This is a genomic window from Microbispora sp. GKU 823, assembly GCF_002027145.1.
Classification (GTDB): Bacteria; Actinomycetota; Actinomycetes; order Streptosporangiales; family Streptosporangiaceae; genus Microbispora; species Microbispora siamensis.
Map to the genome: position 1 here is coordinate 1 of NZ_MWJN01000025.1, position 22,115 is coordinate 22,115.

Here is a 22,115-nt window from a genome sequence, read left to right on the forward strand (position 1 = left end):
GGGACTTACTTGACCCGAAACCCGCCGACCGACAGGAATTCGACCCCCCGTTTCCGGGGCAACCCCTCTAACTTACCCGAACCCCCACCCCGGCGCAAAACCACCGGAACCAGAAGATCAATTAAGCAGAGGAGCCGCCGGCGACCAGCCCGCACACACAAGACAACCACCGAAGTGATCGAAGAGGAGTGCGCCGAACCGCGCCGACACCACAAGATTACCAGGGTCCGGCACCGCCATGACCCAACTTGAGTCGAACGCCTGGGGTCCCGGTTGTATTCCGCCGGCCGCGGGCCCCATGTTCCCTGTCACGAGTTATCCACAGGCCGCGGCGAGGAGGCTTGGCGGGACCATGCCGAACATAGACTTTGGCGGGTGAGCGACATGCCGCCTGTAGCGAAGAAGGTTCCCCTGGAGCGCACGCATCACGGTGACACCGTGGTCGACGAGTATGCGTGGCTGCTCAAGAAGGACGACCCCGACACCATCGCGTACCTGGAGGCGGAGAACGCCTACACCCAGGAGATGACCGGCCACCTGCAGGACCTCCAGGAGAACATCTTCAAGGAGATCAAGGGCAGGACGCTGGAGACGGACCTGTCGGTGCCCACCCGCAAGGGCGCCTGGTGGTACTACTCCCGGACCGAAGAGGGCAAGCAGTACGGCATCCAGTGCCGGGTGGCCGCCGACGGCGACAGCCCGCCCCATCTGGAGCCGGGCACGCCGCTCCCGGGCGAACAGGTGATCCTGGACGGCAACGAGCTCGCCGGTGACAGCCCCTTCTTCTCCATGGGCACGAGCGCGGTCAGCCCCGACGGCACGAAGCTCGCCTACTCGACCGACTTCTCCGGTGACGAGCGCTTCACCCTCCGGTTCAAGGATCTGGAGACGGGCGAGCTGCTCCCGGACGAGATCCCCGGAGTCTTCTACGGCGGCGCCTGGTCGGCCGACGGCTCCACGTTCTTCTACACGACGGTGGACGAGGCCTGGCGTCCGTACCGGATTCACCGGCACACGCTCGGCTCGGCCGACAACGTCGTCGTCTACCAGGAGGACGACGAGCGTTTCTGGGTGGGCATCGGGCTGACCCGCAGCCAGCGCTACCTGGTGCTGACCTCGGGCAGCAAGATCACCAGTGAGGTGCGGATCCTCGACGCGGACACCCCGCAGGGCGAGTTCGCCGTGGTGCGGACACGGGAGACCGGCGTGGAGTACGCGCTGGAGCACGCGGGCGACCGCTTCCTCATCCTCCACAACGACGGCGCCGTGAACTTCGAGCTCGCCAGTGCCCCCATCGACGATCCGGGGAGCTGGACTCCGCTGATCGAGCACAGGGACGACACGCGACTGCTCGATGTGGACGCGTTCAAGGACTACGTCAGTGTCCACTTCCGCCGTGACGGCCTCACGGGTGTCCGGATCCTGCCGGGCGACGGCGGCGAGCCGTACGAGATCTCCTTCCCGGAGCCGCTGTACGACGTGGCGCCGGCCGGCAACGCGGAGTTCGAGACCAGCCGGCTGCGCCTCAGCTACACGTCGATGGTGACCCCGCCGTCGGTCTACGACTACGACCTGCGTTCGCGCGAGCTGATCCTGCTCAAGCAGAGGGCGGTGCTCGGCGGCTACGACCCGGCCGACTACGAGCAGTTCCGCGAGTGGGCCACCGCCCCGGACGGCACCAGGATCCCGATCTCGATCGTGGTCCGGAAGGACACGAGCCGGCCCGCCCCCACCCTGCTCTACGGCTACGGCAGCTACGAGTCGTCCATCGATCCCTACTTCTCGGTGGCCCGGCTCTCGCTGCTGGACCGGGGGTTCGTGTTCGCGATCGCCACGTGCGCGGGGGCGGTGAGATGGGCCGCCGGTGGTACGAGGACGGCAAGCTGACGAAGAAGAAGAACAGCTTCACCGACTTCGTGGCGTCCGCGCGGCATCTGAAGGCCGAGGGATGGTCCGACAAGATCATCGGCAGGGGCGGCTCAGCCGGTGGTCTGCTCATGGGCGCGGTCGCCAACCTGGCGCCGGAGGAGTTCGCGGGGATCGTCGCCGAGGTCCCGTTCGTGGACGCGCTGAACACGATCCTCGACCCGTCGCTGCCGCTCACCGTGACCGAGTGGGACGAGTGGGGTGATCCGCTGCACGACCCCGAGGTCTACGCGTACATGAAGTCCTACTCGCCCTACGAGAACGTCGACGGCCGGCCCTACCCGCCGATCCTGGCGACCACCAGCCTCAACGACACCCGGGTGCTCTACCACGAGCCGGCCAAGTGGATCGCCCGGCTCCGCGCCACCGCGCAGGGCGGCCCGTTCCTGTTGAAGACCGAGATGGGCGCCGGCCACGGAGGCCGCAGCGGCCGTTACGACGCCTGGCGTGAGGAGGCGTTCGCGCTCTCCTGGATCCTCGACCGAGTTGGAGTGACCGCGTGAGCTATGTGGCTGCGGAGGGCCGTTATGGGCCCATGCCGTACAACCGGACCGGACGGAGCGGGCTGAGGCTGCCCGCGGTGTCGCTCGGGTTGTGGCACAACTTCGGCGACGACAAGCCGATCGAGACCCAGCGGGCAATCCTCCGACGGGCCTTCGACCGCGGAGTCACCCACTTCGACCTCGCCAACAACTACGGTCCGCCGTACGGCTCCGCCGAGATCAACTTCGGGCACCTCTACCAGCAGGACTTCGCCAGGTACCGGGACGAGCTGGTGATCTCGACCAAGGCGGGGTACGACATGTGGCCCGGCCCGTACGGCAACTGGGGATCGCGCAAGTATCTGCTCGCGAGCCTCGACCAGTCGCTGAAGCGGATGGGCCTCGACTACGTCGACATCTTCTACAGCCACCGCTTCGATCCGGAGACGCCCCTGGAGGAGACCATGGGGGCGCTCGCCCACGCGGTCCGCTCAGGTAAGGCGCTCTACGCGGGCATCTCGTCCTACTCCCCGGAGCGGACCCGGCAGGCCGCGGCGATCCTGCGGGACATGGGCACCCCGTTGCTCATCCACCAGCCCTCCTACTCGATGCTCAACCGGTGGATCGAGAACGGGCTGCTCGACGTGCTGGAGGAGGAGGGCGCCGGCTGCATCGCGTTCTCTCCGCTGGCTCAGGGCATGCTGACCAGCCGCTACCTGAACGGCATCCCGAAGGACTCGCGGGCGGCCCAGGGCAAGTCGCTCCATCCGTCCCTGCTGACGGAGGAGAGCCTGCGCCATGTCCGGCGGCTCAACGAGATCGCCGGGCAGCGCGGGCAGTCGCTGGCGCAGATGGCCCTGGCCTGGGCGCTGCGCGACCGGCGGGTGACGTCGGTGCTGATCGGCGCGAGCAGCGTCGAGCAACTCGACGACAGCCTCGACGCGATCAACCGGCTCGACTTCACCCAGGACGAGCTGGACGCGATCGACAAGGACGCGGTCGAGTGCGGCATCAATCTCTGGGCCGCTTCCAGCGCGGAATGAGCGTCCACGAGCCGCGGCGCCGGAGCCGCGGCTCGTGATCTCTGGTGTCTCTGCTCCGGGCGCCGACACCAGGGGTCTCAACGCACCGGCCCGGACGGCGCCGCCTCTGGCGGCTCAGAGGGCGTTTTGACGCTGGAGGTAGGCGAAGGAGGCCCAGCCGGGAAGGACCGGGAGCCAGAACGTCATCAGCCGGAACAGCAGCACGGCCGAGGTGGCGATGGGGCCAGGCACGCCGGCGACCTGCAGACCGAGCGACAGGGCGTACTCCACCGCGCCCAGCCCGCCGGGCGTCGGAGCGGCCGAGCCGATGGCGTTGCCGGCCAGGAACACCACGGCGACCGCCGTGAAGCTGGCCTTGCCGCCGAACGCCTGCACGCACGCCTCAAGGCAGATCACGAAGCTGAGGGTGAGCAGCAGGGTCCCGCCCACCGCCTCGAGCATCTTCTTGGGCGACTGCACCACGTCGAGCAGCCGTGGAATCACCCCCGAGAACATCGCACGCAACCGGGTCGTCAGCACACGGCGCAGCGGCCGTACGGCGAGCACGATCAGGAAGAGCACCGCGACGCCGAGCAGCACGACGAGCAGGCCCCGCGACGGGGTGAGGGACGGCGCGGCCTGCGTTCCGGTGAGGTAGCCGAACAGCAGCAGCAGCATGATGTGCATGGCCAGGCCGATGAGCTGCGAAGCCCCCACGCTGGTCACCGCCGCGCCCGGCGGGACGCCTCGTTTCTGCAGGTAGCGGGTGTTGAGCGCGACGCCGCCGACCGCGGCGGGCGCGACCAGCTTCACGAACGACGCGGCGAGCTGGGCCAGGACCGTACGGCCGAGCGGCAGCGGCTCGGGCACGAACCCGCGCAGCATGATCGCCGCCGCGACGTAGCTGAGGGCGCCGGCGACCAGCGCGAGGCCGCTCCACGCCCAGTTCGCCGTGGTGATCACGGTGATCAGGTTGACCCGGCTGAGCTGGGTGAGCAGGAGGTAGGCGCCGAGCGTGCTGACGATGATCGTCACCAGCGTCCGGGGGCGGAACCGCTCGAGCCGCACCTCCTCGACCTCGACCTGCGGCTTCAGCGCGATGATCTGCTCACGGATGGCGGGGAGCAGCTTCTTGTCCCGGCGGGCGGCCGTCCGGGTGTCCCGGCTCAGCGCGATCCGCTGGAGCAGCGGCATCGCCCCGGCCAGCGTGTTCTCCCCCAGCGCCTTCGCCGCCGACCCGACGGAGCGCTCGGCTCCCACACGGGTGCCGAGGTAGGCGAGGAGCTGGGCGATGTCGAGCCGCAGCAGCAGGTCGCCTGCCGCGATCTCGCCGCTGCGGGCGTCGACGAGGTAGACGTTCCGCTGGGCGTCGACGTGGATGCTCTCGCCGGTGAGGTGGCGGTGGGCCAGGCGGTGCGCGTGCAGCAGCCGGACCTGCTCCCACATCCGCGCCAGCAGCTCGTCGTCGAAGTCCTCGTCCCGTAGATCGCTCACCGGCCGGGTGTCCACGTGCTCGTAGGCGAGCAGCGCGGCCTCGGTGCCGATCTCGCTCGTGCCGAGCAGGCGGGGCAGCCGCACCCCGGCGGCCTGTGCGGCGTACGCCATCAGCGCCTCGCGCTCCAGCTCGGCGCGCAGCGAGCGGATGGCCCTGCGCCGGGTCTCGCTGTTGAGCAGGAAACGCCGCCACAGCCGGTAGAGGACGCCCGCCACCTGCCGGTCCCGGTCGAGCACGGTCACATCGATCCGCCGGTCGTCGGCGAGGCCGACCAGGTAGCGGCGGCTGCCCGAGCTGTCGTCCTCCACCCGCCTGGCGCTGATCGGCGTGAAACCGAGCTTGCGCAGCGCCGCCAGCACGGCGCTGCCGGGGGGTCTGGTGTTCGCGCTGCCGATGCCGTAGAGCGTGCCGAATCCGACGGCGAGGCCGACGACGTACGTGAGGATCACGCCGAGGGCGGTGACCTTGGTGGCGGTGAAGAGCGCGAACACGTCGAGGGCCAGCGCGACCCACATGAGTGCCCGCCAGTGCGGGCGCCGGCCCATCCGCACGGCCGTGGCGTACGCGATGGCGGGGGTGAGCACGGTGTTGAGCGGCTCCACGTCCCTGCCACCGGTGAGCAACTGCACCAGGTCGGCGGGGCCCGCCTTGACCAGCCACTCGTCCAGCGCGTACGAGACCAGCAGGGCGAGGATCGCGGCGATCAGCCCCTGGGTGACCCGCATGCCGTCGCGGTGGAAGACCCGCTCGACGGCGAACGCGACCGGGACGATCAGCACGGCGACGCCGCCCAGCAGCCCGGCGGCGGCAGACAGCACATCGGGGGCGCGGCCGGTGCCCGCCTGTACGTCGGTCTCCAGGCCGTTCAGCGTGCGCTGCAGGGCCAGAGCCATCAGCACGACGGCGACGAGGGCCAGCAGCGTGAGCAGGAACCGCAGTGCGTCGGAAGGACGGCGGATCCGCTGCGGCAGCAGAGGCTCGACGACGAGGACAGCTCCTTGGCCAGGAGTGTCCAGCGTTATGTCCTGCTCCTTTATGCCTCTCACCACCAGCGATTCTGTGCGATCTTCGCACTCGGTGTCCACAATTGACGGCATGCGTATATCCCTGGCCTCGGACAGCCTCGACGGGATCGCGTCGGAGCTTGTGGCCGAGGTGGAACGGCGCGGCCATTCAGTCACACTCTATGGAGCACTGGCCCCCGGCGACCGGGCCGATTGGGCGTGGTGCTGTTCCGCCGCGTCGAGGGACGTCGCGGAGGGCCGCGCGGACCAGGCCGTGGTCTGTTGCTGGACCGGCACCGGCGCGTCCATAGCGGCAAACAAGGTAGCGGGGGTGCGGGCGGCGCTGTGCGCCGACGCCGCCACCGCCGCGGGCGCCCGCAAATGGAACGACGCCAACGTGCTCGCGCTCAGTCTCCGCCTCACCTCCCGGCAGGTCCTGACCGAGATCCTGGACGCCTGGTTCTCCGGGGCGCCCAGCACCGATCCCGAGGACACCGCGAACATCGCGTACGTGGGGGAAATCCGGTAGAGACCGCCCGCAGGCGGCGCGCTAACGTCGATGCCATGAGCTCGTCGCTACCCGTCCTCGGCGCCTGTCCGCTCGACTGTCCCGACACCTGCTCCTGGGTCGTCACCGTACGCGACGGCGAGGCCGTCGGGTTGCGCGGCAACCGCGACCACCCCTACACGCGCGGGGCCCTGTGCGTGAAGGTCAACCGCTACCTGGAGCAGGTGCGGTCGGCCGACCGCATTCTCCACCCGTTGAAGAGGGTCGGGCCGAAGGGGTCCGGCCGGTTCGAGCGGATCAGCCTGGACCAGGCACTGTCGGAGATCGCCGCCAGACTGACGTCGATCGTCGAGGAGCACGGCGGCGAGGCGATCTGGCCCTACCAGGGCACCGGGACGCTCGGGTATGTCCAGGGCGAGTCGGGTCAGGCCGGGCGGCGGTTCTGGAACGCCCTCGGCGCGTCCCGGCACGACCTCAACATCTGCGCGCGGGCCGGCAACGACGGGCTGCGGTACGTCAACGGGACTCCCGGCGGCATGGACCCCGAGACGTTCGCGTTGTCGCGGCTCATCCTGCTGTGGGGCACCAACACGCTGACCAGCGGCCACCACCTGTGGAAGTTCGTCCAGGACGCCCGCGCCGCCGGGGCGTACGTCGTGGCGATCGACCCCATCCGCACGCGTACGGCCGACCAGGCGGACGAGCACCTGCCGATCCGGCCGGGCACCGACGCCGCGCTCGCCCTCGGCCTGCTGCACGTCGTGCTGGAGGAGGGCGCGGAGGACCGCGCGTACATCGAGGAGCACACGACCGGCTGGGACGAGTTCGAGGCCGAGATCCGCAGGCATCCCCCGGCGCTGGTGGCGGAGATCACCGGCCTGCCCGAGGAGCGGATCCGCGCCCTCGGCGTACGGCTCGCGCACACCCGGCCGACCGGCATCCGGGCCACGATGGGCATCCAGCGGCACGCGGGCGGCGGGGCCGCGATGCGGGTGATCGCCTGCATCCCCGGCGTCACCGGCGACTGGCGATACCCCGGCGGCGGCGTGGCCTACTCCACCTCCGGGTACGCCCCCACGGGCCCCGATCCGCGCGACGATCTGCTCCCCCACCCCGTGCGCACGCTCACGATGACCCGGCTGGCCGACGGACTGGACGAGTCGGTCAAGTGCCTGTGGGTCTACGCGGCCAACCCGCTGGGCTCGACGTCCGACCAGAACCGGATCAGGGCGGCGCTGGCGCGGGAGGACCTGTTCACGGTGGTGATGGAGCAGTTCCCGACCGACACCGTCGACTACGCCGATTACGTGCTGCCTGCGACCATGCAGATCGAGCATCTGGACGTGCACCACGGCTACGGGCACATGTACATGGTGTGGAACGAGCCCGCCGTCGAGCCGCCGGGCGAGTGCCTGCCGACGACGGAGACCTTCCGGAGGCTCGCCCGGCTGATGGGCCTGACCGAGCCGTCCCTGTACGACAGCGACCTCGAACTGGCCGAGCAGACGCTCGCCCAGACGGGGATCTCCGTGGAGGAGATCCGCAAGCAGGGATGGGCCCGGCTTCGGGTGGCCGACCCGTTCGTGCCGTTCACGGAGGGCTTCCCGACCCCGAGCGGGCGGCTGGAGTTCGCCTCCGAGAAGGCCGAGGCCGCCGGGCTGCCGCGGGTGGCGGGCTACGTCCCCTCGCTCACCGCCCGTACGGCTCCCGCCGACCGGCCGCACCCGCTCGTCATGATCACCCCGGCCGCGCACACGTTCCTGAACACGCAGTTCGCCAACAACCCGGAGCTGCGCAAGCGGTCGAAGGGCCCGCGGGTGCTGGTCAACCCGGCCGACGCCGAGTCCCGGGGGCTCGTGGACGGGCAGGCCGCCCGGGTCTTCAACGGCAACGGAGAGTTCAGGGCGTACGTGGAGGTCAGCGACCGGGTCGCGCCGGGGGTGGTGGCGGCGCCGAAGGGCCACTGGCCGAAGCTGTCGGCCGGCGCCAACCCCAACGCGCTCGTGGACGAGCGGGACGCCGACATGGGCCGGGGCCCGGTCTACCACGACAACTTCGTCGACGTCGCCCCACTGTCAGAGGAGGAGCTTGAACCCCTCGTGTGAGGCGTCGAAGCCGAGCGAGCCGTAGAAGCGGTGGGCCTCGGTGCGAGCCTTGTCGGAGGTGAGCTGCACCAGCGCGCAGCCGCGCTCCCGGGCCCGCTCGACCGCCCACCGCATCATCTCCCGGCCGATTCCCCGGTTGCGGTGCGGCACCGCGACCCTGACCGCCTCGATCAGCGCGCGCTCGCCGCCCCGCCGCGACAGTCCAGGGATGTAGGTCATCTGCATGGTCCCGACCACCTCGCCGTCCGACTCCACGACGATCAACTCGTTGCGCGGGTCGGCGTCCACCGCCTCGAAGGCGGCGTAATAGTCCGGCTCTCCGGAGGACGGACGGGCGGCGGTGATCGGGTCCTCGTTGATCATCGCCACGATGACGGGAACGTCCTCACGCCGGGCCGTACGGAAGTGCAAATCCATGCCGGGGAGCCTAACCGGGTGGCGTCAGGGGCGGCTCAGGGACTTCCCCGATGCCGGTGAAACGCCCGAAAAGGCACGCTGTAGTCATGAACGAACTGACCCGCATGGACGAGATGTCCTTGGCCGGCGCGGCCCTGCGCGGCGCGCCCTGGCGGGCCGCGGCGACGTCCGGTGGGGCGGTCGCGGCCACGAGCTTCCTCCTGGGCGTCATCCTGCCCGGCCCCGCCGACCTGACCTGGGCCCTGTGCGCGGGGATCACCGTGTTCGCCCTCGTCGCCGCGATCGGTGCGATCTCCAAGCCGGACGTCGGCGACCGGGTGACCCGGCAGGCCCGTCTCTGGGCGCTGCGCCACCCCTGGCGCTTCTCGCTCTACCCGGGCCTCGGCGCGGCGGCCCTCATGTACCCGGTGCAGCTCGTGATCGACCGCGAGGGCGTCTTCGGCTCGGCCTGGGACGCGCTGTGGGGCGGCGCGCTCGTGCTGCTGATCACCGCCGTCCTCACGTTCTCGATGCGCGGCCGGGCCAAGGCCCAATAGACGTCAGGCGGAGGCCGCGCGCTCGGCCTCGCCACGGCAGACGCAGAACTCGTTGCCCTCGGGGTCGAGCAGGGTGACCCATCCGGCGCCGTCCGGCGTCCGGTGGTCCTCGTACGGCTTGGCCCCGAGCGCGAGCAGCCGCTCAACCTCCTGATCGCGGGTGCCGTCCCCGCTGGGTCTCACGTCGAGGTGCAGGCGGTTCTTGACCGTCTTGCCCTCAGGCACCCGGATGAAGAGCAAGTGCGGGGCACCGCCCGGACGTTCCAGCATGACCTCGTCGTCCTCCGGCTCGGGGTCGACGAGCGGCCAGCCCAGGGCCTCGCTCCACCACTGGGCCAGCTCGTAGGGCCGGGCGCAGTCGATCGTCGTCGTGTAGATCTCAATCACGCGCCCAGCCAATCTCGACACCGGTAAAAGTGTCAAGCAGGTTACGTTGTCGCCCGCCGCGGGCGCAGGGACCGGACGAGGCCGACCGCGGACACGATGGCCCAGACCCCCTCCAGGAGCAGGAATCCCCAGTCGTCGTCCGCGTACGCGAGCCATGCGAGCACCGCGGAGCCGGCGAAATTGAGCGTGAGGTAGATCTTCGAGCGGTTGTCGAGGACGTTCATCTGGGAGAGCAGGAACGCGCCGAGGATGAGGATGGCGCCGACGATCTGCAGAACTTGGTCCATGTCCTTCCGCCCACCGTCTTCGCTGGTCCGGGTACGGCGGGCACCTCGTCCGGGAAGACCGCGGATCACGGCCTTCTCACAACGAGAACATACCGGTTGTGCGTCACCATTCCGTGCGATCTGTGGCACAGACCATGGATATCGCCGGTTACTCGCGGGTAGCATTCGTTTAGAGTTACCGACCAGTACGTTACCCCCGGGTTCGGTTCTAGGAGCGCACACAGATGGGTCACTACAAGAGCAACCTCCGCGACCTGGAGTTCAACCTCTTCGAGGTGTTCGGGCGCAGGGAGATCCTCGGCACCGGCCCGTTCGCCGAGGTGGACGAGGACACCGCGCGAAGCGTGCTGGACGAGGTGAACCGGCTCGCCACCGGCCCCATCGCCGCGTCGTTCGAGGACGCCGACCGCCACCCGCCCGTCTTCGATCCCGCCACCCACAGCGTGACCATGCCGGAGAGCTTCAAGCGCTCCTACCAGGCCTGGGTGGACGCCGAGTGGTGGCGCCTGGAGCTGCAGCCGGAGCTCGGCGGCACGCCCGCCCCGCGCAGCCTGGTGTGGGCCATGGCCGAGATGGTGCTCGGCGCCAACCCCGCCGTGTGGATGTTCGCCTGCGGCCCGGCCTTCTCCCACCTGCTGTTCGAACTCGGCACCCCCGAGCAGAAGCGGTTCGCCGAGCTGGCCGTCGAGCGGCGCTGGGGCGCGACCATGGTGCTGACCGAGCCCGACGCCGGCTCCGACGTGGGCGCGGGCCGTACGAAGGCGATCCAGCAGCCCGACGGCACCTGGCACATCGAGGGCGTCAAGCGCTTCATCACCAGCGCCGAGCACGACATGGCCGAGAACATCTTCCACCTCGTGCTGGCCCGGCCCGAGGGCGCCAGGCCCGGCACCAAGGGCCTGTCGATGTTCCTCGTGCCGAAGTACCTGGTGGACCTGGAGACCGGCGAGCTGGGCGAGCGCAACGGCGTGTACGTCACCAACGTCGAGAAGAAGATGGGCCTGAAGGTCTCCACGACCTGCGAGCTCACGCTCGGCGAGAAGCACCCCGCCATCGGCTACCTGGTCGGCGACGTGCACGACGGCATCCGGCAGATGTTCATGGTCATCGAGCACGCCCGCATGATGGTGGGCGCCAAGGCCATCGCCACGCTGTCCACCGGCTACCTCAACGCGCTGGACTTCGCCAAGAACCGTGTCCAGGGCGCCGACCTCACCCGCTCGGGCGACAAGACCGCCCCGCGCGTGACGATCACCCACCACCCCGACGTACGCCGCGAGCTCATGCTGCAGAAGTCGTACGCCGAGGCGATGCGGGCGCTGGTCATCTACACGGCGACGATCCAGGACCAGATCCAGATCGCGGAGTTCGAGGGCCGCCGCGACGAGGCCGCCGAGGCGCTCAACGACCTGCTGCTCCCGCTGGTCAAGGGCGTCGGCTCCGAGCGGTCGTACGAGCTGCTGGCCCGCTCGCTGCAGACGCTCGGCGGCTCGGGCTTCCTGCAGGACTACCCGATCGAGCAGTACATCCGCGACTCGAAGATCGACTCGCTGTACGAGGGCACGACCGCGATCCAGGGTCAGGACCTGTTCTTCCGCAAGATCCTGAAGAACCAGGGCGCGGCGCTGGGGTCGCTGCTCGGCGAGATCAAGACGTTCGCCGCCTCTGAGGCGGGCAACGGACGGCTGAAGGTCGAGCGCGGCCTGCTCGACGAGGCGGCCGACGAGGTCAAGGCGATGGCCGACACGATGGCCGGCTGGGCGATCGCCTCGATGGAGACGCCGCAGGAGGTCTACAAGGTCGGCCTCAACACCACCCGGTTCCTCATGGCGCTGGGCGACCTGGTGCTGGGCTGGCTGCTGCTGCGCCAGGCCGAGATCGCGCTGAACGCCCTGTCCGCCTCGGAGGAGGACAAGGCGTTCTACACGGGCAAGGTCGCGGCGGCCTCGTTCTTCGCGCAGACCGTGCTGCCCCGCCTGGCCGCCGAGCGCCGCGTGCTCGCCGCCACCGGCCAGGACCTCATGGAACTGCCGGAAGAGTCCTTCTGATCCGATTCCGGTTCGGTACGGCCGCCGCCCGCTGACCGGTGCGGCGGCGTACCGCGTTTCTGGGCCGCACCGCTCCCCGGGCCGGTCAGGTGAACGCGGGGAGCGGTGCGGCGGTCAGTGGAGGCACGGGCGCTCTCAGGCGGACGCGGGAAGCGGCCGCGCGGCGCTGTCCTCGTCGGTGTTGACGGTCTGGAGCAGTTCCTCGCGCTCGGGGGTGTTCTCCGGGCGGATGAAGCCGATGACCGTGAAAAGCACCAGCGAGGTGGCCACCGGCGCGGCCGTCGCCACGGCGGTCGAGACATCGCTCATGCCGTAGTTGGTGAGCCAGAAGACGAACAGGCCGGCCGCCCACGAGACCAGCGCGGCCGTCGGGCCGGACCTGCGGAACAGCGGCAGCATGCCGAGCAGCAGCGGGATCGAGATCGGGCCCATGAGGCCGGCCACCCACTTGATGACGACCGTGATGATGTCCTTCAGCACCGGGCTGTTGACCTGCGTGGCCACGGCCATCGACAGCGCGATGAACGCCACCGTGGTGACCCGGGCCGCGACCAGGCCTGCCCTGGTGCCCCAGGCCCTCGCAGCGCGGGACAGCACCGGGATCACGTCGCGGGTGAAGACCGAGGCGATCGCGTTGGCGTCGGAGGAGGCCATCGCCATCGTGTGCGAGAAGAAGCCCGCGATCACCAGGCCGAGCAGGCCGTGCGGGATGAGCTGGGTGGTCAGCAGCGCGTAGGAGTCGCTCGCGTCCGGCTTGGTCGCGTGGACCAGCAGCGGCGCGGCCCACATCGGGAAGAACAGCAGCAGCGGCCAGACCGCCCACAGCGCGGCCGACAGCCGCGCGCCGCGCGCCGCCTGCGCCGCGGTCGGCGCGGCCATGTAGCGCTGGGCCTGGTTCCACATGCCGCCGTTGTACTCGAACGTCTTGATGAACAGGAACGCGAGCAGGAACGTCATCGTGTACGGGCCGTTGAGCGGGTTCGCGTGATCGGGCGGCAGCCGGTCCCACATGCCGCCCACCGCGCCGATGCCGCCGAGCTTGGCGAGGACGGCGAAGAGCATCACGACACCGGCGAGAAGCTGGATGACGAACTGCCCGAAGTCGGTGAGCGCGTCGGCCCACAGGCCGCCGACCGTGCAGTAGACGGCGGTGACGACGCCGGTGATGAGGATGCCCTGGTTGAGCGACAGGCCGGTGAACGTCGACAGCAGCGTGGCGATCGCGGCCCACTTCGCGCCGACGTCCACGATCTTCAGCAGGCCGCCCGACCACGCGAGCGCCTGCTGGGTCGGCACGTTGTACCGCTTGGCGAGGAACTCCAGCGGCGAGCTGACCCTGAGCTTCGAGCGGATCCGGTTCAGCCTCGGGGCGAACAGCACCGAGCCGATCGCGATGCCGATCGCGATCGGGAAGGCCCAAGTGACGTACGAGGTGGCGCCGTAGAGGTAGGCGATGCCGGCGTACCCGGTGAACATGACGGCGCTGTAGCCGGACATGTGGTGCGAGATCCCGGCCAGCCACCAGGGCATCTTGCCCCCGGCGGTGAAGAAGTCACTGATATTGCCGATGCGCCGGTGCGAGTAGACGCCGATCCCCACCATGACGATGAAATAGGCGCCGAGAACGTACCAGTCCAAATGGTTCACGCGCGTCGTACCTCCGGGTGAACGGCGGCACCCGGACCGACAACCGCCTGGCCTCGTTACGATGCGCCCGCCCGCCGCCCGTCGTCAATGGCGGGTTCGCAGGTCACGGGCGTACGGGAGGGCGCATCGAGGCCGTGACGCAGGTCACAGGCCGTTCACGTTTCTGAACCTGCTTCGCGTATCTGAATCGTTATCAGGAACGGCCTTGATCTCGCACAGGGCGGGGGGTGAAAGTGTGCGGCGAAATGAGATTCCAGCAAGCGGCACACAACGGACCCGTCACCGCCTGGCACCGGTGATCGTCCGGCACGGCACGTACGCGAGCGGGAGGTCGAGAGGCACCGCCCGCCCTGTGCGTGAGCATGCCCGGGAGCGTGAGAGAGAAGGTCAGACGGCCGCGAGCACGGCGGAGCGGCGTTCGAGGGCGGCCGACAGGACCGCGAGCACGAGCGCGGAGGCGGTGAGGAGGGCACCGACCCAGTTCGGCGCGGTGTAGCCAAGGCCCGCCGCGATGACGAGGCCCCCGAGCCAGGAGCTCAGGGCGTTGCCGAGGTTGAAGGCGCCGATGTTGACGGCCGAGGCCAGCGTCGGCGCGCCGTGGGCCAGGTCGAGCACGCGCTTCTGCAGCGGCGGCACGGTGGCGAAGCCGAGCGCTCCGATCAGGGCGACGGTCACCGCGGCGAGGACCTTGCTGTGCGCGGTCAGCGTGAAGGCGGCGAGGACGACCGCGAGGGCGCCCAGCGAGACGTACAGCATGGGCATCAGCGCGCGATCGGCGAACCTTCCGCCGACGAGGTTGCCGGCGACCATGCCGAGGCCGAAGAGGACCAGCAGCCAGGTGACCGCCCCTTCGGGGTAGCCGGTGACCCGGACCATCATCGGCGCGATGTACGTGATGGCCGCGAAGACGCCGCCGAAACCGAGCACGGTCATGCCCATCGCCAGCAGCACCTGGACGTCGCGCAGGGCGGCCACCTCGTGGCGCAGGCGTACGCCCTCGGGCCGCGGCATCTCCGGCACGAGCACCGCGATGCCGATCAGGCCGACGGCGCCGAGCCCGGCGACGATGGCGAAGGTGGTCCGCCAGCCGGCGACCTGGCCGACCAGGGTGCCGAGGGGTACGCCGACGACGTTGGCCACGGTGAGGCCGGTGAACATCAGCGCGATCGCACCGGCCCTCCGGTGCGGGGCGACCAGTTCGGCCGCGACCACGGAACCGATGCCGAAGAACGCGCCGTGCGCCAGCGAGGCGACCACCCGGCCCGCCAGCATCACCCCGAAGCCCGGTGCGAGGGCCGAGAGCAGGTTGCCGGCGATGAACAGTCCCATCAGCAGCATCAGCACGCGCTTGCGGGACATGGTCGTCCCCAGCACGGTCATCGGCGGGGCGCCGACGACCACGCCCAGGGCGTACCCGGTGACGAGCAGGCCCACGGTCGGGATGGAGACCCCGAGGTCGGACGCCACCTGCGGGAGCAACCCCGTGATCACGAACTCGGTGGTCCCGATCCCGAAGGCCCCGATGGCGAGGGCTACGAGTGCGAGAGGCATGAGGAGGTCCCCCAACAATTGCAGGAGCAAGTAACAGGCGCAGACAATAGTTGCAAACGCTGGATACTTGCAAGCGCGGGCTATTGCAGGAGTGGAGTATCCTCGTCTCAGTCACGTACGGAGGGAGAGTCGATGACGGCCGCCGATCCCGCCCTCACCGCACTCGCGCAGGGCTGGTGCGCGCTCTCCCTGCTGCACGAGAGGATCGAGGCGCACATCGAGCGCGCCCTGCAGAGCAAGCACGGCCTGAGCGTGCGGGAATACTCCCTGCTCGAAACGCTCAGCCGGCAGCACGACGGCCCCGGCGGCCATCTGCAGATGAAGCAGGTCGCCGACGCCGTGGTGCTCAGCCAGAGCGCGACGACGCGCCTGGTGACCCGGCTCGAAGAGCGGGGGCTGCTCACCCGCTACCTCTGCCCCACCGACCGCCGGGGGATCTACACCGACGTCAGCCCCGAGGGCCTGGCGCTGCTCGCCGAGGCCCGGCCCACGAACGACGCCGCCCTGCGGGAAGCCCTCGACCAGGCCGCCCAGAACCCCAGGCTCGCCCCTCTGGTCGAAGCGGTCGAATCACTGCATGCGCGCTAGTGCTGTGACCGGAAACGATCACTGGGTTGGCCCGTAAGACGGTCCTGCCGGTTGATGACCCTGGCCAACTCCAGCCACCGCAACCACATCGTCCAGACCCGGGCCCTGCACGCCTACCTGCGCTGCGTAACGCCCACGCCCGTCGCCGCGAACGTGCCCGCATCCGTCGCGAGAAGGGTCTCCGCCGGGGCGGCCGACCCCTTGCAGCAGCCGCCTGAAATCCTCACCCAACCTGGTGATCGTTTCCGGTGACAGCACTAGGCGCGCCGGTGGTCGCCGCTCGCGCCGTCGATGAGCTCGCGCACGATGTCCATGTGGCCGACGTGCCGAGCGGTCTCCTCGATCATGTGAATGAGCACCCAGCGCAGCGTCATCCTCTCGCCGCGCTCGTTGGTGCCGAGGTCCTCGAGGCCGAACTTCTCGATGACCTCGTCCGAGGACGCGCGGGCGCGGGCGTAGAAGGCGAGGACGTCGGCCGTGGTCTCGCCGGGGCCGACGCGAAGGTCGGCGTCCTCGTCATCGTCGTCGAACGGGAGCTCCTCGTGCTCCTGCCCGAACGTGTCGGCGAACCACCAGTATTCGACGGCCGCCAGATGCTTGACCAGGCCCAGGAGGTTCGTCCCAGACGGGGTCATGGGGCGTCGCAGCGCCTCGTCGTCCAGGCCCTCGACCTTCCACAGCACCGCGTCGCGATGCCGGTCCATGCTGGCCTGGAGGCTTTCCTTCTCACCACCGGTGAACGGGACTGTTTTCATGCCCGGAACGTAACAGTCGCCCCGTCACTCGGGGTAACTGGTGGGGCCACCCGTCACACCCGCCATGGACCTCGAACGGCGTGTCATCAGACCCGACGAACGTATGTGGTCAACGCACTAGAGCACGTACTGCACGGCCGCGCGGGCGGCGAGGATCGGCGTGATGCACTCGTCGATCACCGCCCGGTGGGCCGGGTGGTCGCGGTAGACGACGTAGTCCTCCGGGGAGTCGAAGTCGGCGACCACGCCGAAGGAGAAGTTGCCCTGGTTGACCCCGGCGTCCGGGCCGATCTGGTAGGAGCGCAACTCGGGGATGACGTCCGGCAGGCCGCCCAGCCGCCTGGCCACCTCGGCGCGCTGCTCCTCGGTGGCGTCCTCGGTCCACTTCAGCAGCACGACGTGGCGGAACATGCACTCCCCCTGGGACGAGACGCACGCGGCCCGGCGGCCGCGCCCTTCACGGCGCTCATCCTCTCATCTCCCGTGCCCGCGGGGCGCACCACCGCCCCGCGGACACCGCCGTCCCGATCCGTGGCCTCGCCTCAGAGCCAGTGCCACTCGATGGAGGCCCGCCTGCGCCGGCCGGCGAGCCACTCGCCGAAGGCGGTCGCGCCCGCCGCGGCCAGCGTCTCCGGGTCGTCCGTCGCCACCCGGCGCTCCAGCAGGATCCCGGTCAGATAGCCGTCGCCGTACGCCACCGGGCCGACCAGCGTGTCGTGCGCGGCGTGGCGCAGGGGCGCGGGCAGGTCCCTGGCCCACCGCTCGCCCACGGTCACCACGGCCTCCCCGCAGCCCACCAGGCCGCCCACACCGCGCAGCAACTCCCCGTTCACCGGCTGCGAGCCCGTCACCCACAGGGCACGTACGCGGTCGAAGTCGCAGCGGTGGGCCGCGAAGTATCCCGGGGCCAGCTCGGCCTCCTTGCGCCGGCGAAAGCGCCGTCGCCGCGCGATTCCGGCGATGAACGTCTCGAACTGCTCGCCGGACAGCGACATCTCCGCCAGCCAGGCCAGCGTGGAAACCCGGTCACGCAGATCGTGGCCGGCGCGGAACTCCTCGGCGGCGGCCCGGATTTCGGCGTCGTCGAGGGGCTCGCCGTCCTCCAGCGTCTCGTTCATCAGCAGGCACTGCTCGACGATCTCGTCGTGGACGTCGCGGTCGCCGTACGGCCGCCGGGGCAGCAGCATGAGCGCCTCGGCGACGCGCAGGCGCACGCGGTCGACGGTGACCAGATATCCGGCGGCCCAATTTCCGGCGGCCCAATTTCCGGCGGCCCAGTGTTCCGAGTGCTCGGCCGGCCGGGGCACGCCGTCGTCCGGGGAGGCGGAAAGGGCGACGGAAAGGGCCACGGTGCCACCCTCCGGATGTTCGACGAGCAGGTCGTAGTCGACGAGCGGGCTGTCCTGACGCAGGCCGACGATGAGCCGGCCCCGCGCCTCCGGGTGGCTGGCCGCCCACGCGGCGGCCAGGCTCCTGGCCTCGGGCACGGCCGTACGGGGGCGGCGCAGGCCGCGCAGCAGTTCGACGGCGTCGGCGAGGACCGCGGCGAACGCGGTCACCGATACGGCGGTCATGCCGCCGTCACCCGTGACCCGGCGGGGAACTCAGCGCTGTCCCACCAGGTCACGGGGACACCCGGGCGCTCGGTCTTCGGGAGGACCCGGCGCTCGGTGGTGTCCTGCCGGTCGCTCAGTATGAGGATCACAAGCGAACGGTAGGAATCCGAGCTTGAACCTCACTGGTTCCGATCTTGCATTCGACTTGACCGGTCCCCGCTCAGCTCCAGGCGAGCATGCGGAGGGGGTCCTCCAGCATGGCGCCGACGTCGCGCAGGACGTACGAGCCCAGCTCGCCGTCGACCACGCGGTGGTCGAACGACAGCGCCAGCGTGGTGACCTTGCGGACCGCGAGCTGCCCGTCGACCACCCAGGGCATGTCCCTGATCTGGCCCACGGCGAGGATCGCCACCTCTCCCGGGTTGAGGATCGGCGTGCCCGCGTCGACGCCGAAGACGCCCACGTTGGTGATCGTGATCGTGCCGCCGCTCAGCTCGGCGGGCTGGCACTTCCCGGCCCGCGCGCGGTCGGTGAGCTCGCCGAGCGCCCGGGCGAGCTCGGGCAGCGACATCGCGTCGGCGTCCTTGACGTTCGGCACGATCAGCCCGCGGTCGGTGGCGGCGGCGATGCCGAGGTTCACGTAGTGCTTGACCACGATCTCCTCGCCGGTCCACGTGGCGTTGATCATCGGGTGCCGCTTCACCGCGGTGATCAGCGCCTTCGCCACGAGGAGCAGCGGGGAGACCTTGACCTCGGCGAACTCGGGCAGCGTACGCAGCCGTCTGACCGCCTCCATCGTCTCGGTCACGTCGACCTGCAGCCACTCGGTCACGTGCGGGGCCGAGAACGCGCTGGCCACCATCGCCTGCGCGGTCGCCTTCCTGACCCCCCTTGACCGGTATGCGCTCCTCCCGCGCCCCGGGCTCCCACCACGCCGCGGCCGGAACGGGGGCGGGCGCCGCCACCGCGGCCTCCACGTCCGCCCGGGTGATCGACCCCTGGGGGCCGGTGCCCGTGAGGGTGGTCAGGTCGACGCCGAGGTCCCTGGCGAGCTTGCGGACCGGCGGCTTGGCCAGGACGCGTGCCCGTGCCGACGCCGCGGACCCGTTGCCCTGGACCGCACCGGCCGGAGCGGCCGGAGCAGGAGTGGGCAGCGCGGGCGTGACGGTCCGGGCGGGCGAAACCGGCGCCACCGGCGGAGCAGGCGGAGCCGACGAGACCGGCGAAGCGGGCGGAGCGGACGTGGCGGACTTGCGGGGACGGCGGCGGGTGGCGCTCGTCTTGACGCCGTACCGACCAGCACCGGCTGGCGCTCCTCCTTGGCCGGAGCGCCGTTCCGCACGTCCGGCACCATGTCGTCCGCCAGCGCCTCCCGGCCCGCGCCGGCGTCGTCACCGCCCTCGCCGTCCTCGACCGCGATGATCGGGGCGCCGACGTCCACGGTCTGGCCCTCGCCGACCATCAGGGCGGAGACGGTGCCCTCGTAGGGGCACGGCAACTCGACGACGGCCTTGGCCGTCTCGATCTCCACGATCGTCTGGTTGATCTTCACCGAGTCGCCCGGGGCGACGTGCCACTTGACGATCTCGGCCTCGGTCAGTCCCTCGCCCACGTCGGGGAGTCTGAACTCACGGAGCATGAGAAGTCCCTCCCCCTCAGTACGCGAACGAGCGGTCCACGGCGTCGAGCACGCGGTCCAGGTCGGGCAGGTAGTGGTCCTCAAGCCGGGACGGCGGGTACGGCGTGGAGAACCCGCCCACCCGCAGCACCGGCGCCTCCAGGCTGTAGAAGCAGCGCTCGGTGACGCGCGCCGCGATCTCGGCCCCGAAGCCGGTGAAGACGGGGGCCTCGTGGACGACGACGCACCGCCCGGTCCGCGTCACGGACTCGGTCAGGACGTCCACGTCGAGGGGGTTGAGCGAGCGCAGGTCGATGACCTCGATGTCCCGCCCGTCCTCCTCCGCCGCCGCGGCGGCCTCCAGGCAGGTCTTCACCATCGGCCCGTACGCGACCAGCGTGACGTCGCGGCCCTGCCGTACGGTGCGGGCGCGGTCGAGCGGCAGGCCGGGGGCGGAGAGGTCGACGTCGGCCTTGTCCCAGTAACGGCGCTTGGGCTCGAAGAAGATGATCGGATCGTCACAGCGGACGGCGTCCTGGATCATCGTGTACGCGTCCGCCGGGTTCGAGCACGCGACCACCCGCAGGCCCGCGGTGTGGGTGAAGTACGCCTCGGGCGACTCCGAGTGGTGCTCGACCGCCCCGATGCCGCCGCCGCAGGGAATGCGTACGACGACCGGCAGCTTGAGCGTGCCGAGCGACCGCAGCGGCATCTTGGCCAGCTGCGTGATGATCTGGTCGGCGGCCGGGAACACGAACCCGTCGAACTGGATCTCGCAGACCGGCCGGTAGCCGCGCAGGGCCAGGCCGATCGCCGTCCCGATGATGCCCGACTCGGCGAGCGGCGTGTCGATCACGCGGTCCTCGCCGAAGTCCTTCTGCAGGCCGTCGGTGACGCGGAAGACGCCGCCGAGCTTGCCGACGTCCTCTCCCATCACGAGCACCTTGGGGTCGTCCTCCATCGAGCGGCGGAGGCCCTCGTTCAACGCCTTGGCGAGAGTCAGTGTGGTCATCGTTCGAATCCCGCCAGGTAGGTCAGGTACTGCTCGCGTTCCTCGTCGAGGAGTGGGTGGTCACCGGCGTACACGTGATCAAAGATAGCCCCGGGTGGCGGGTCGGGCAGCGCAAGGCACCGGCTTCGCACGTCCTTGCCGAGCGCGTCGGCCTCGGCGTCGATCTTCTCGAAGAACTCCTGGTCGGCGAGCTGGTTCTTGAACAGGTACGCCTTGACCCGCTCGATGGGGTCCTTCAGCTTCCACGCCTCCAGCTCGTCGGCGAGGCGGTAGCGGGTGGGGTCGTCGGAGGTGGTGTGCGCGCCCATGCGGTAGGTGAACGCCTCGATCAGCGTCGGCCCCTGCCCCTCGCGGGCGTTCTGCAGCGCGCGGCGGGTCACGGCGAGGCAGGCGAACACGTCGTTGCCGTCCACGCGGATCCCGGGGAAGCCGAAGCCGGACGCCCTCTTGTAGAGCGGGATCTTCGACTGCTTCTCCAACGGCTCGGAGATGGCCCACTGGTTGTTCTGGCAGAAGAACACGATGGGGGCGTTGAACACCGAGGCCCAGATGAAGGACTCGTTCACATCGCCCTGGGAGGTCGCGCCGTCGCCGAAGTAGACGATCGTGGCCGCCTCGGCGCCGTCCCGCTGGATGCCCATGGCGTAGCCGACCGCGTGCAGGGTCTGGGAGCCGATGACGATCGTGTAGAGGTGGAAGTTGTGCTCGGCCGGGTCCCATCCGCCGTTGCTGACGCCGCGGAACAGGCCGAGCAGCTTGACCGGGTCGACGTCGCGGCACCAGGCCACGCCGTGCTCCCGGTATGTGGGGAAGACCATGTCGGCGTCCGTGAGCGCCCGGCCGGAGCCGATCTGCGCCGCCTCCTGCCCGAGCAGGGACGCCCAGATGCCGAGCTCGCCCTGCCGCTGGAGCGCGACGGCCTCCAGGTCGACGCGGCGGACGAGGACCAGGTCACGGTAGAGGGAGCGGACCTCCTCCGCGGTCAGCTCGATGTCGTAGTCGGGATGCTCGACCCGTTCCCCTTCCGGGGTGAGCAGTTGGACGAGCTCCGGGGGTGCGTCTACAGGTGCGTCTACACCACGAGGGGCGTCGGCTGTCACGTTGCCACTCCTGTGCGTGTCGGGCCCTCGCGGGTGGGGTCACCCCCGCAGGAAGGCCGGGTCGTCTGGCG

20 protein-coding genes, 2 pseudogenes and 1 riboswitch are annotated in these 22,115 nt (G+C 70.1%); of the genes and pseudogenes, 9 read left to right on the forward strand and 13 right to left on the reverse strand.

The features are described from left to right. Positions 1 to 384 precede the first annotated feature (384 nt). Genes B1L11_RS15575 through mgrA form a run of 3 tightly spaced genes read left to right on the forward strand, consistent with a single transcriptional unit; the run spans position 385 to position 3,451 of the window. Complete coding sequence (locus tag B1L11_RS15575; RefSeq protein ID WP_256862585.1) at positions 385 to 1,887, forward strand: S9 family peptidase; 1,503 nt, start codon at positions 385 to 387, stop codon at positions 1,885 to 1,887. Next, the gene (locus B1L11_RS50885; protein WP_256862574.1) at positions 1,854 to 2,429 is read left to right on the forward strand and encodes a prolyl oligopeptidase family serine peptidase; all 576 of its coding nucleotides are present in this window, start codon (positions 1,854 to 1,856) and stop codon (positions 2,427 to 2,429) included. The genes B1L11_RS15575 and B1L11_RS50885 overlap by 34 nt, the downstream gene beginning before the upstream one ends. After that, positions 2,426 to 3,451: an L-glyceraldehyde 3-phosphate reductase gene (gene mgrA / locus B1L11_RS15580; protein WP_079315151.1), complete on the forward strand. Its 1,026-nt coding sequence runs from the start codon at positions 2,426 to 2,428 to the stop codon at positions 3,449 to 3,451. The genes B1L11_RS50885 and mgrA overlap by 4 nt, the downstream gene beginning before the upstream one ends. Before the next feature lie 114 nt (positions 3,452 to 3,565). Here the strand turns inward: mgrA and B1L11_RS15585 are convergent, their stop codons facing one another. After that, positions 3,566 to 5,971, reverse strand: a complete 2,406-nt coding sequence (locus B1L11_RS15585; RefSeq protein WP_256862575.1) for a lysylphosphatidylglycerol synthase transmembrane domain-containing protein — start codon at positions 5,969 to 5,971, stop codon at positions 3,566 to 3,568. A gap of 49 nt (positions 5,972 to 6,020) precedes the next feature. Between B1L11_RS15585 and B1L11_RS15590 the strand changes: the two genes are divergently transcribed. Together B1L11_RS15590 and B1L11_RS15595 are read left to right on the forward strand one after the other, a co-directional pair. Beyond that, positions 6,021 to 6,458: an RpiB/LacA/LacB family sugar-phosphate isomerase gene (locus B1L11_RS15590; protein WP_079315153.1), complete on the forward strand. Its 438-nt coding sequence runs from the start codon at positions 6,021 to 6,023 to the stop codon at positions 6,456 to 6,458. A 35-nt stretch (positions 6,459 to 6,493) separates the two neighbouring features. Continuing rightward, the gene (locus B1L11_RS15595) at positions 6,494 to 8,542 is read left to right on the forward strand and encodes a molybdopterin-dependent oxidoreductase (RefSeq protein WP_079315154.1); all 2,049 of its coding nucleotides are present in this window, start codon (positions 6,494 to 6,496) and stop codon (positions 8,540 to 8,542) included. Here the strand turns inward: B1L11_RS15595 and B1L11_RS15600 are convergent. Further along, on the reverse strand, positions 8,513 to 8,959 hold the full coding sequence (locus B1L11_RS15600; protein ID WP_079315155.1) for a GNAT family N-acetyltransferase: 447 nt from the start codon (positions 8,957 to 8,959) through the stop codon (positions 8,513 to 8,515). The genes B1L11_RS15595 and B1L11_RS15600 overlap by 30 nt on opposite strands. An 86-nt stretch (positions 8,960 to 9,045) precedes the next feature. On the opposite strand from B1L11_RS15600, the gene B1L11_RS15605 reads away from it, so the two are divergent. Next, positions 9,046 to 9,495 carry a hypothetical protein gene (locus B1L11_RS15605; protein WP_079315156.1) on the forward strand — a complete coding sequence of 150 codons (450 nt, stop codon included), beginning with the start codon at positions 9,046 to 9,048 and terminating at the stop codon, positions 9,493 to 9,495. A gap of 3 nt (positions 9,496 to 9,498) precedes the next feature. On the opposite strand, the gene B1L11_RS15610 is transcribed toward B1L11_RS15605, so the two are convergent. Together B1L11_RS15610 and B1L11_RS15615 are read right to left on the reverse strand one after the other, a co-directional pair. After that, positions 9,499 to 9,882, reverse strand: a complete 384-nt coding sequence (locus tag B1L11_RS15610) for a VOC family protein (RefSeq protein WP_079315157.1) — start codon at positions 9,880 to 9,882, stop codon at positions 9,499 to 9,501. 41 nt (positions 9,883 to 9,923) lie between these two features. Continuing rightward, a complete protein-coding gene (locus B1L11_RS15615; protein WP_079315158.1) occupies positions 9,924 to 10,169 on the reverse strand; it encodes a hypothetical protein in 246 nt (81 codons plus the stop codon). 5 nt (positions 10,170 to 10,174) lie between these two features. Beyond that, positions 10,175 to 10,247, reverse strand: a riboswitch (guanidine-III (ykkC-III) riboswitch). A 146-nt stretch (positions 10,248 to 10,393) separates the two neighbouring features. Here B1L11_RS15615 and B1L11_RS15620 point away from each other — a divergent pair. After that, positions 10,394 to 12,217: an acyl-CoA dehydrogenase gene (locus B1L11_RS15620; protein WP_079315159.1), complete on the forward strand. Its 1,824-nt coding sequence runs from the start codon at positions 10,394 to 10,396 to the stop codon at positions 12,215 to 12,217. A 135-nt stretch (positions 12,218 to 12,352) separates the two neighbouring features. Here the strand turns inward: B1L11_RS15620 and B1L11_RS15625 are convergent, their stop codons facing one another. Both B1L11_RS15625 and B1L11_RS15630 read right to left on the reverse strand, forming a co-directional pair. After that, positions 12,353 to 13,864 carry a sodium:solute symporter family protein gene (locus B1L11_RS15625; protein WP_079315160.1) on the reverse strand — a complete coding sequence of 504 codons (1,512 nt, stop codon included), beginning with the start codon at positions 13,862 to 13,864 and terminating at the stop codon, positions 12,353 to 12,355. A gap of 387 nt (positions 13,865 to 14,251) precedes the next feature. Then, positions 14,252 to 15,415, reverse strand: a complete 1,164-nt coding sequence (locus tag B1L11_RS15630; protein ID WP_079315161.1) for an MFS transporter — start codon at positions 15,413 to 15,415, stop codon at positions 14,252 to 14,254. 132 nt (positions 15,416 to 15,547) lie between these two features. On the opposite strand from B1L11_RS15630, the gene B1L11_RS15635 reads away from it, so the two are divergent. Together B1L11_RS15635 and B1L11_RS15640 are read left to right on the forward strand one after the other, a co-directional pair. Continuing rightward, complete coding sequence (locus B1L11_RS15635; RefSeq protein ID WP_079315162.1) at positions 15,548 to 16,003, forward strand: MarR family winged helix-turn-helix transcriptional regulator; 456 nt, start codon at positions 15,548 to 15,550, stop codon at positions 16,001 to 16,003. A gap of 48 nt (positions 16,004 to 16,051) precedes the next feature. After that, positions 16,052 to 16,221, forward strand: a pseudogene (locus B1L11_RS15640) (IS630 family transposase); the annotation flags it as partial. Positions 16,222 to 16,260: 39 nt separating this feature from the next. Here B1L11_RS15640 and B1L11_RS15645 read toward each other — a convergent pair. From B1L11_RS15645 to pdhA, 7 genes and pseudogenes are all read right to left on the reverse strand, one after another. Then, the gene (locus B1L11_RS15645; protein ID WP_079315163.1) at positions 16,261 to 16,758 is read right to left on the reverse strand and encodes a DinB family protein; all 498 of its coding nucleotides are present in this window, start codon (positions 16,756 to 16,758) and stop codon (positions 16,261 to 16,263) included. A gap of 117 nt (positions 16,759 to 16,875) precedes the next feature. After that, positions 16,876 to 17,169: a Dabb family protein gene (locus B1L11_RS15650; RefSeq protein ID WP_079315164.1), complete on the reverse strand. Its 294-nt coding sequence runs from the start codon at positions 17,167 to 17,169 to the stop codon at positions 16,876 to 16,878. 131 nt (positions 17,170 to 17,300) lie between these two features. After that, on the reverse strand, positions 17,301 to 18,332 hold the full coding sequence (locus B1L11_RS15655) for a TIGR04500 family putative peptide maturation system protein (RefSeq protein ID WP_079315165.1): 1,032 nt from the start codon (positions 18,330 to 18,332) through the stop codon (positions 17,301 to 17,303). After that, complete coding sequence (locus tag B1L11_RS50890; RefSeq protein ID WP_256862577.1) at positions 18,329 to 18,463, reverse strand: hypothetical protein; 135 nt, start codon at positions 18,461 to 18,463, stop codon at positions 18,329 to 18,331. The genes B1L11_RS15655 and B1L11_RS50890 overlap by 4 nt, the downstream gene beginning before the upstream one ends. A 71-nt stretch (positions 18,464 to 18,534) precedes the next feature. After that, positions 18,535 to 19,953 (reverse strand): annotated as a pseudogene (locus B1L11_RS15660) (dihydrolipoamide acetyltransferase family protein). A gap of 16 nt (positions 19,954 to 19,969) precedes the next feature. Then, on the reverse strand, positions 19,970 to 20,944 hold the full coding sequence (locus B1L11_RS15665) for an alpha-ketoacid dehydrogenase subunit beta (RefSeq protein WP_079315166.1): 975 nt from the start codon (positions 20,942 to 20,944) through the stop codon (positions 19,970 to 19,972). Then, on the reverse strand, positions 20,941 to 22,044 hold the full coding sequence (pdhA, locus tag B1L11_RS15670) for a pyruvate dehydrogenase (acetyl-transferring) E1 component subunit alpha (RefSeq protein ID WP_079315167.1): 1,104 nt from the start codon (positions 22,042 to 22,044) through the stop codon (positions 20,941 to 20,943). Before pdhA ends, B1L11_RS15665 begins: the two co-directional genes overlap by 4 nt. Positions 22,045 to 22,115: the final 71 nt, after the last annotated feature.

What these genes read in the sequence shown, in the direction of transcription:
- B1L11_RS15575 (WP_256862585.1), top strand. Translation starts at nt 385, where the DNA reads ATGCCGCCTGTAGCGAAGAAGGTTCCCCTGGAGCGCACGCATCACGGT.
- B1L11_RS50885 (WP_256862574.1), top strand. Translation starts at nt 1,854, where the DNA reads ATGGGCCGCCGGTGGTACGAGGACGGCAAGCTGACGAAGAAGAAGAAC.
- B1L11_RS15590 (WP_079315153.1), top strand. Translation starts at nt 6,021, where the DNA reads ATGCGTATATCCCTGGCCTCGGACAGCCTCGACGGGATCGCGTCGGAG.
- B1L11_RS15595 (WP_079315154.1), top strand. Translation starts at nt 6,494, where the DNA reads ATGAGCTCGTCGCTACCCGTCCTCGGCGCCTGTCCGCTCGACTGTCCC.
- B1L11_RS15600 (WP_079315155.1), bottom strand. Translation starts at nt 8,959, where the DNA reads ATGGATTTGCACTTCCGTACGGCCCGGCGTGAGGACGTTCCCGTCATC.
- B1L11_RS15605 (WP_079315156.1), top strand. Translation starts at nt 9,046, where the DNA reads ATGAACGAACTGACCCGCATGGACGAGATGTCCTTGGCCGGCGCGGCC.
- B1L11_RS15615 (WP_079315158.1), bottom strand. Translation starts at nt 10,169, where the DNA reads ATGGACCAAGTTCTGCAGATCGTCGGCGCCATCCTCATCCTCGGCGCG.
- B1L11_RS15620 (WP_079315159.1), top strand. Translation starts at nt 10,394, where the DNA reads ATGGGTCACTACAAGAGCAACCTCCGCGACCTGGAGTTCAACCTCTTC.
- B1L11_RS15630 (WP_079315161.1), bottom strand. Translation starts at nt 15,415, where the DNA reads ATGCCTCTCGCACTCGTAGCCCTCGCCATCGGGGCCTTCGGGATCGGG.
- B1L11_RS15635 (WP_079315162.1), top strand. Translation starts at nt 15,548, where the DNA reads ATGACGGCCGCCGATCCCGCCCTCACCGCACTCGCGCAGGGCTGGTGC.
- B1L11_RS15645 (WP_079315163.1), bottom strand. Translation starts at nt 16,758, where the DNA reads ATGAAAACAGTCCCGTTCACCGGTGGTGAGAAGGAAAGCCTCCAGGCC.
- B1L11_RS15650 (WP_079315164.1), bottom strand. Translation starts at nt 17,169, where the DNA reads ATGTTCCGCCACGTCGTGCTGCTGAAGTGGACCGAGGACGCCACCGAG.
- B1L11_RS15655 (WP_079315165.1), bottom strand. Translation starts at nt 18,332, where the DNA reads ATGACCGCCGTATCGGTGACCGCGTTCGCCGCGGTCCTCGCCGACGCC.
- B1L11_RS15665 (WP_079315166.1), bottom strand. Translation starts at nt 20,944, where the DNA reads ATGACCACACTGACTCTCGCCAAGGCGTTGAACGAGGGCCTCCGCCGC.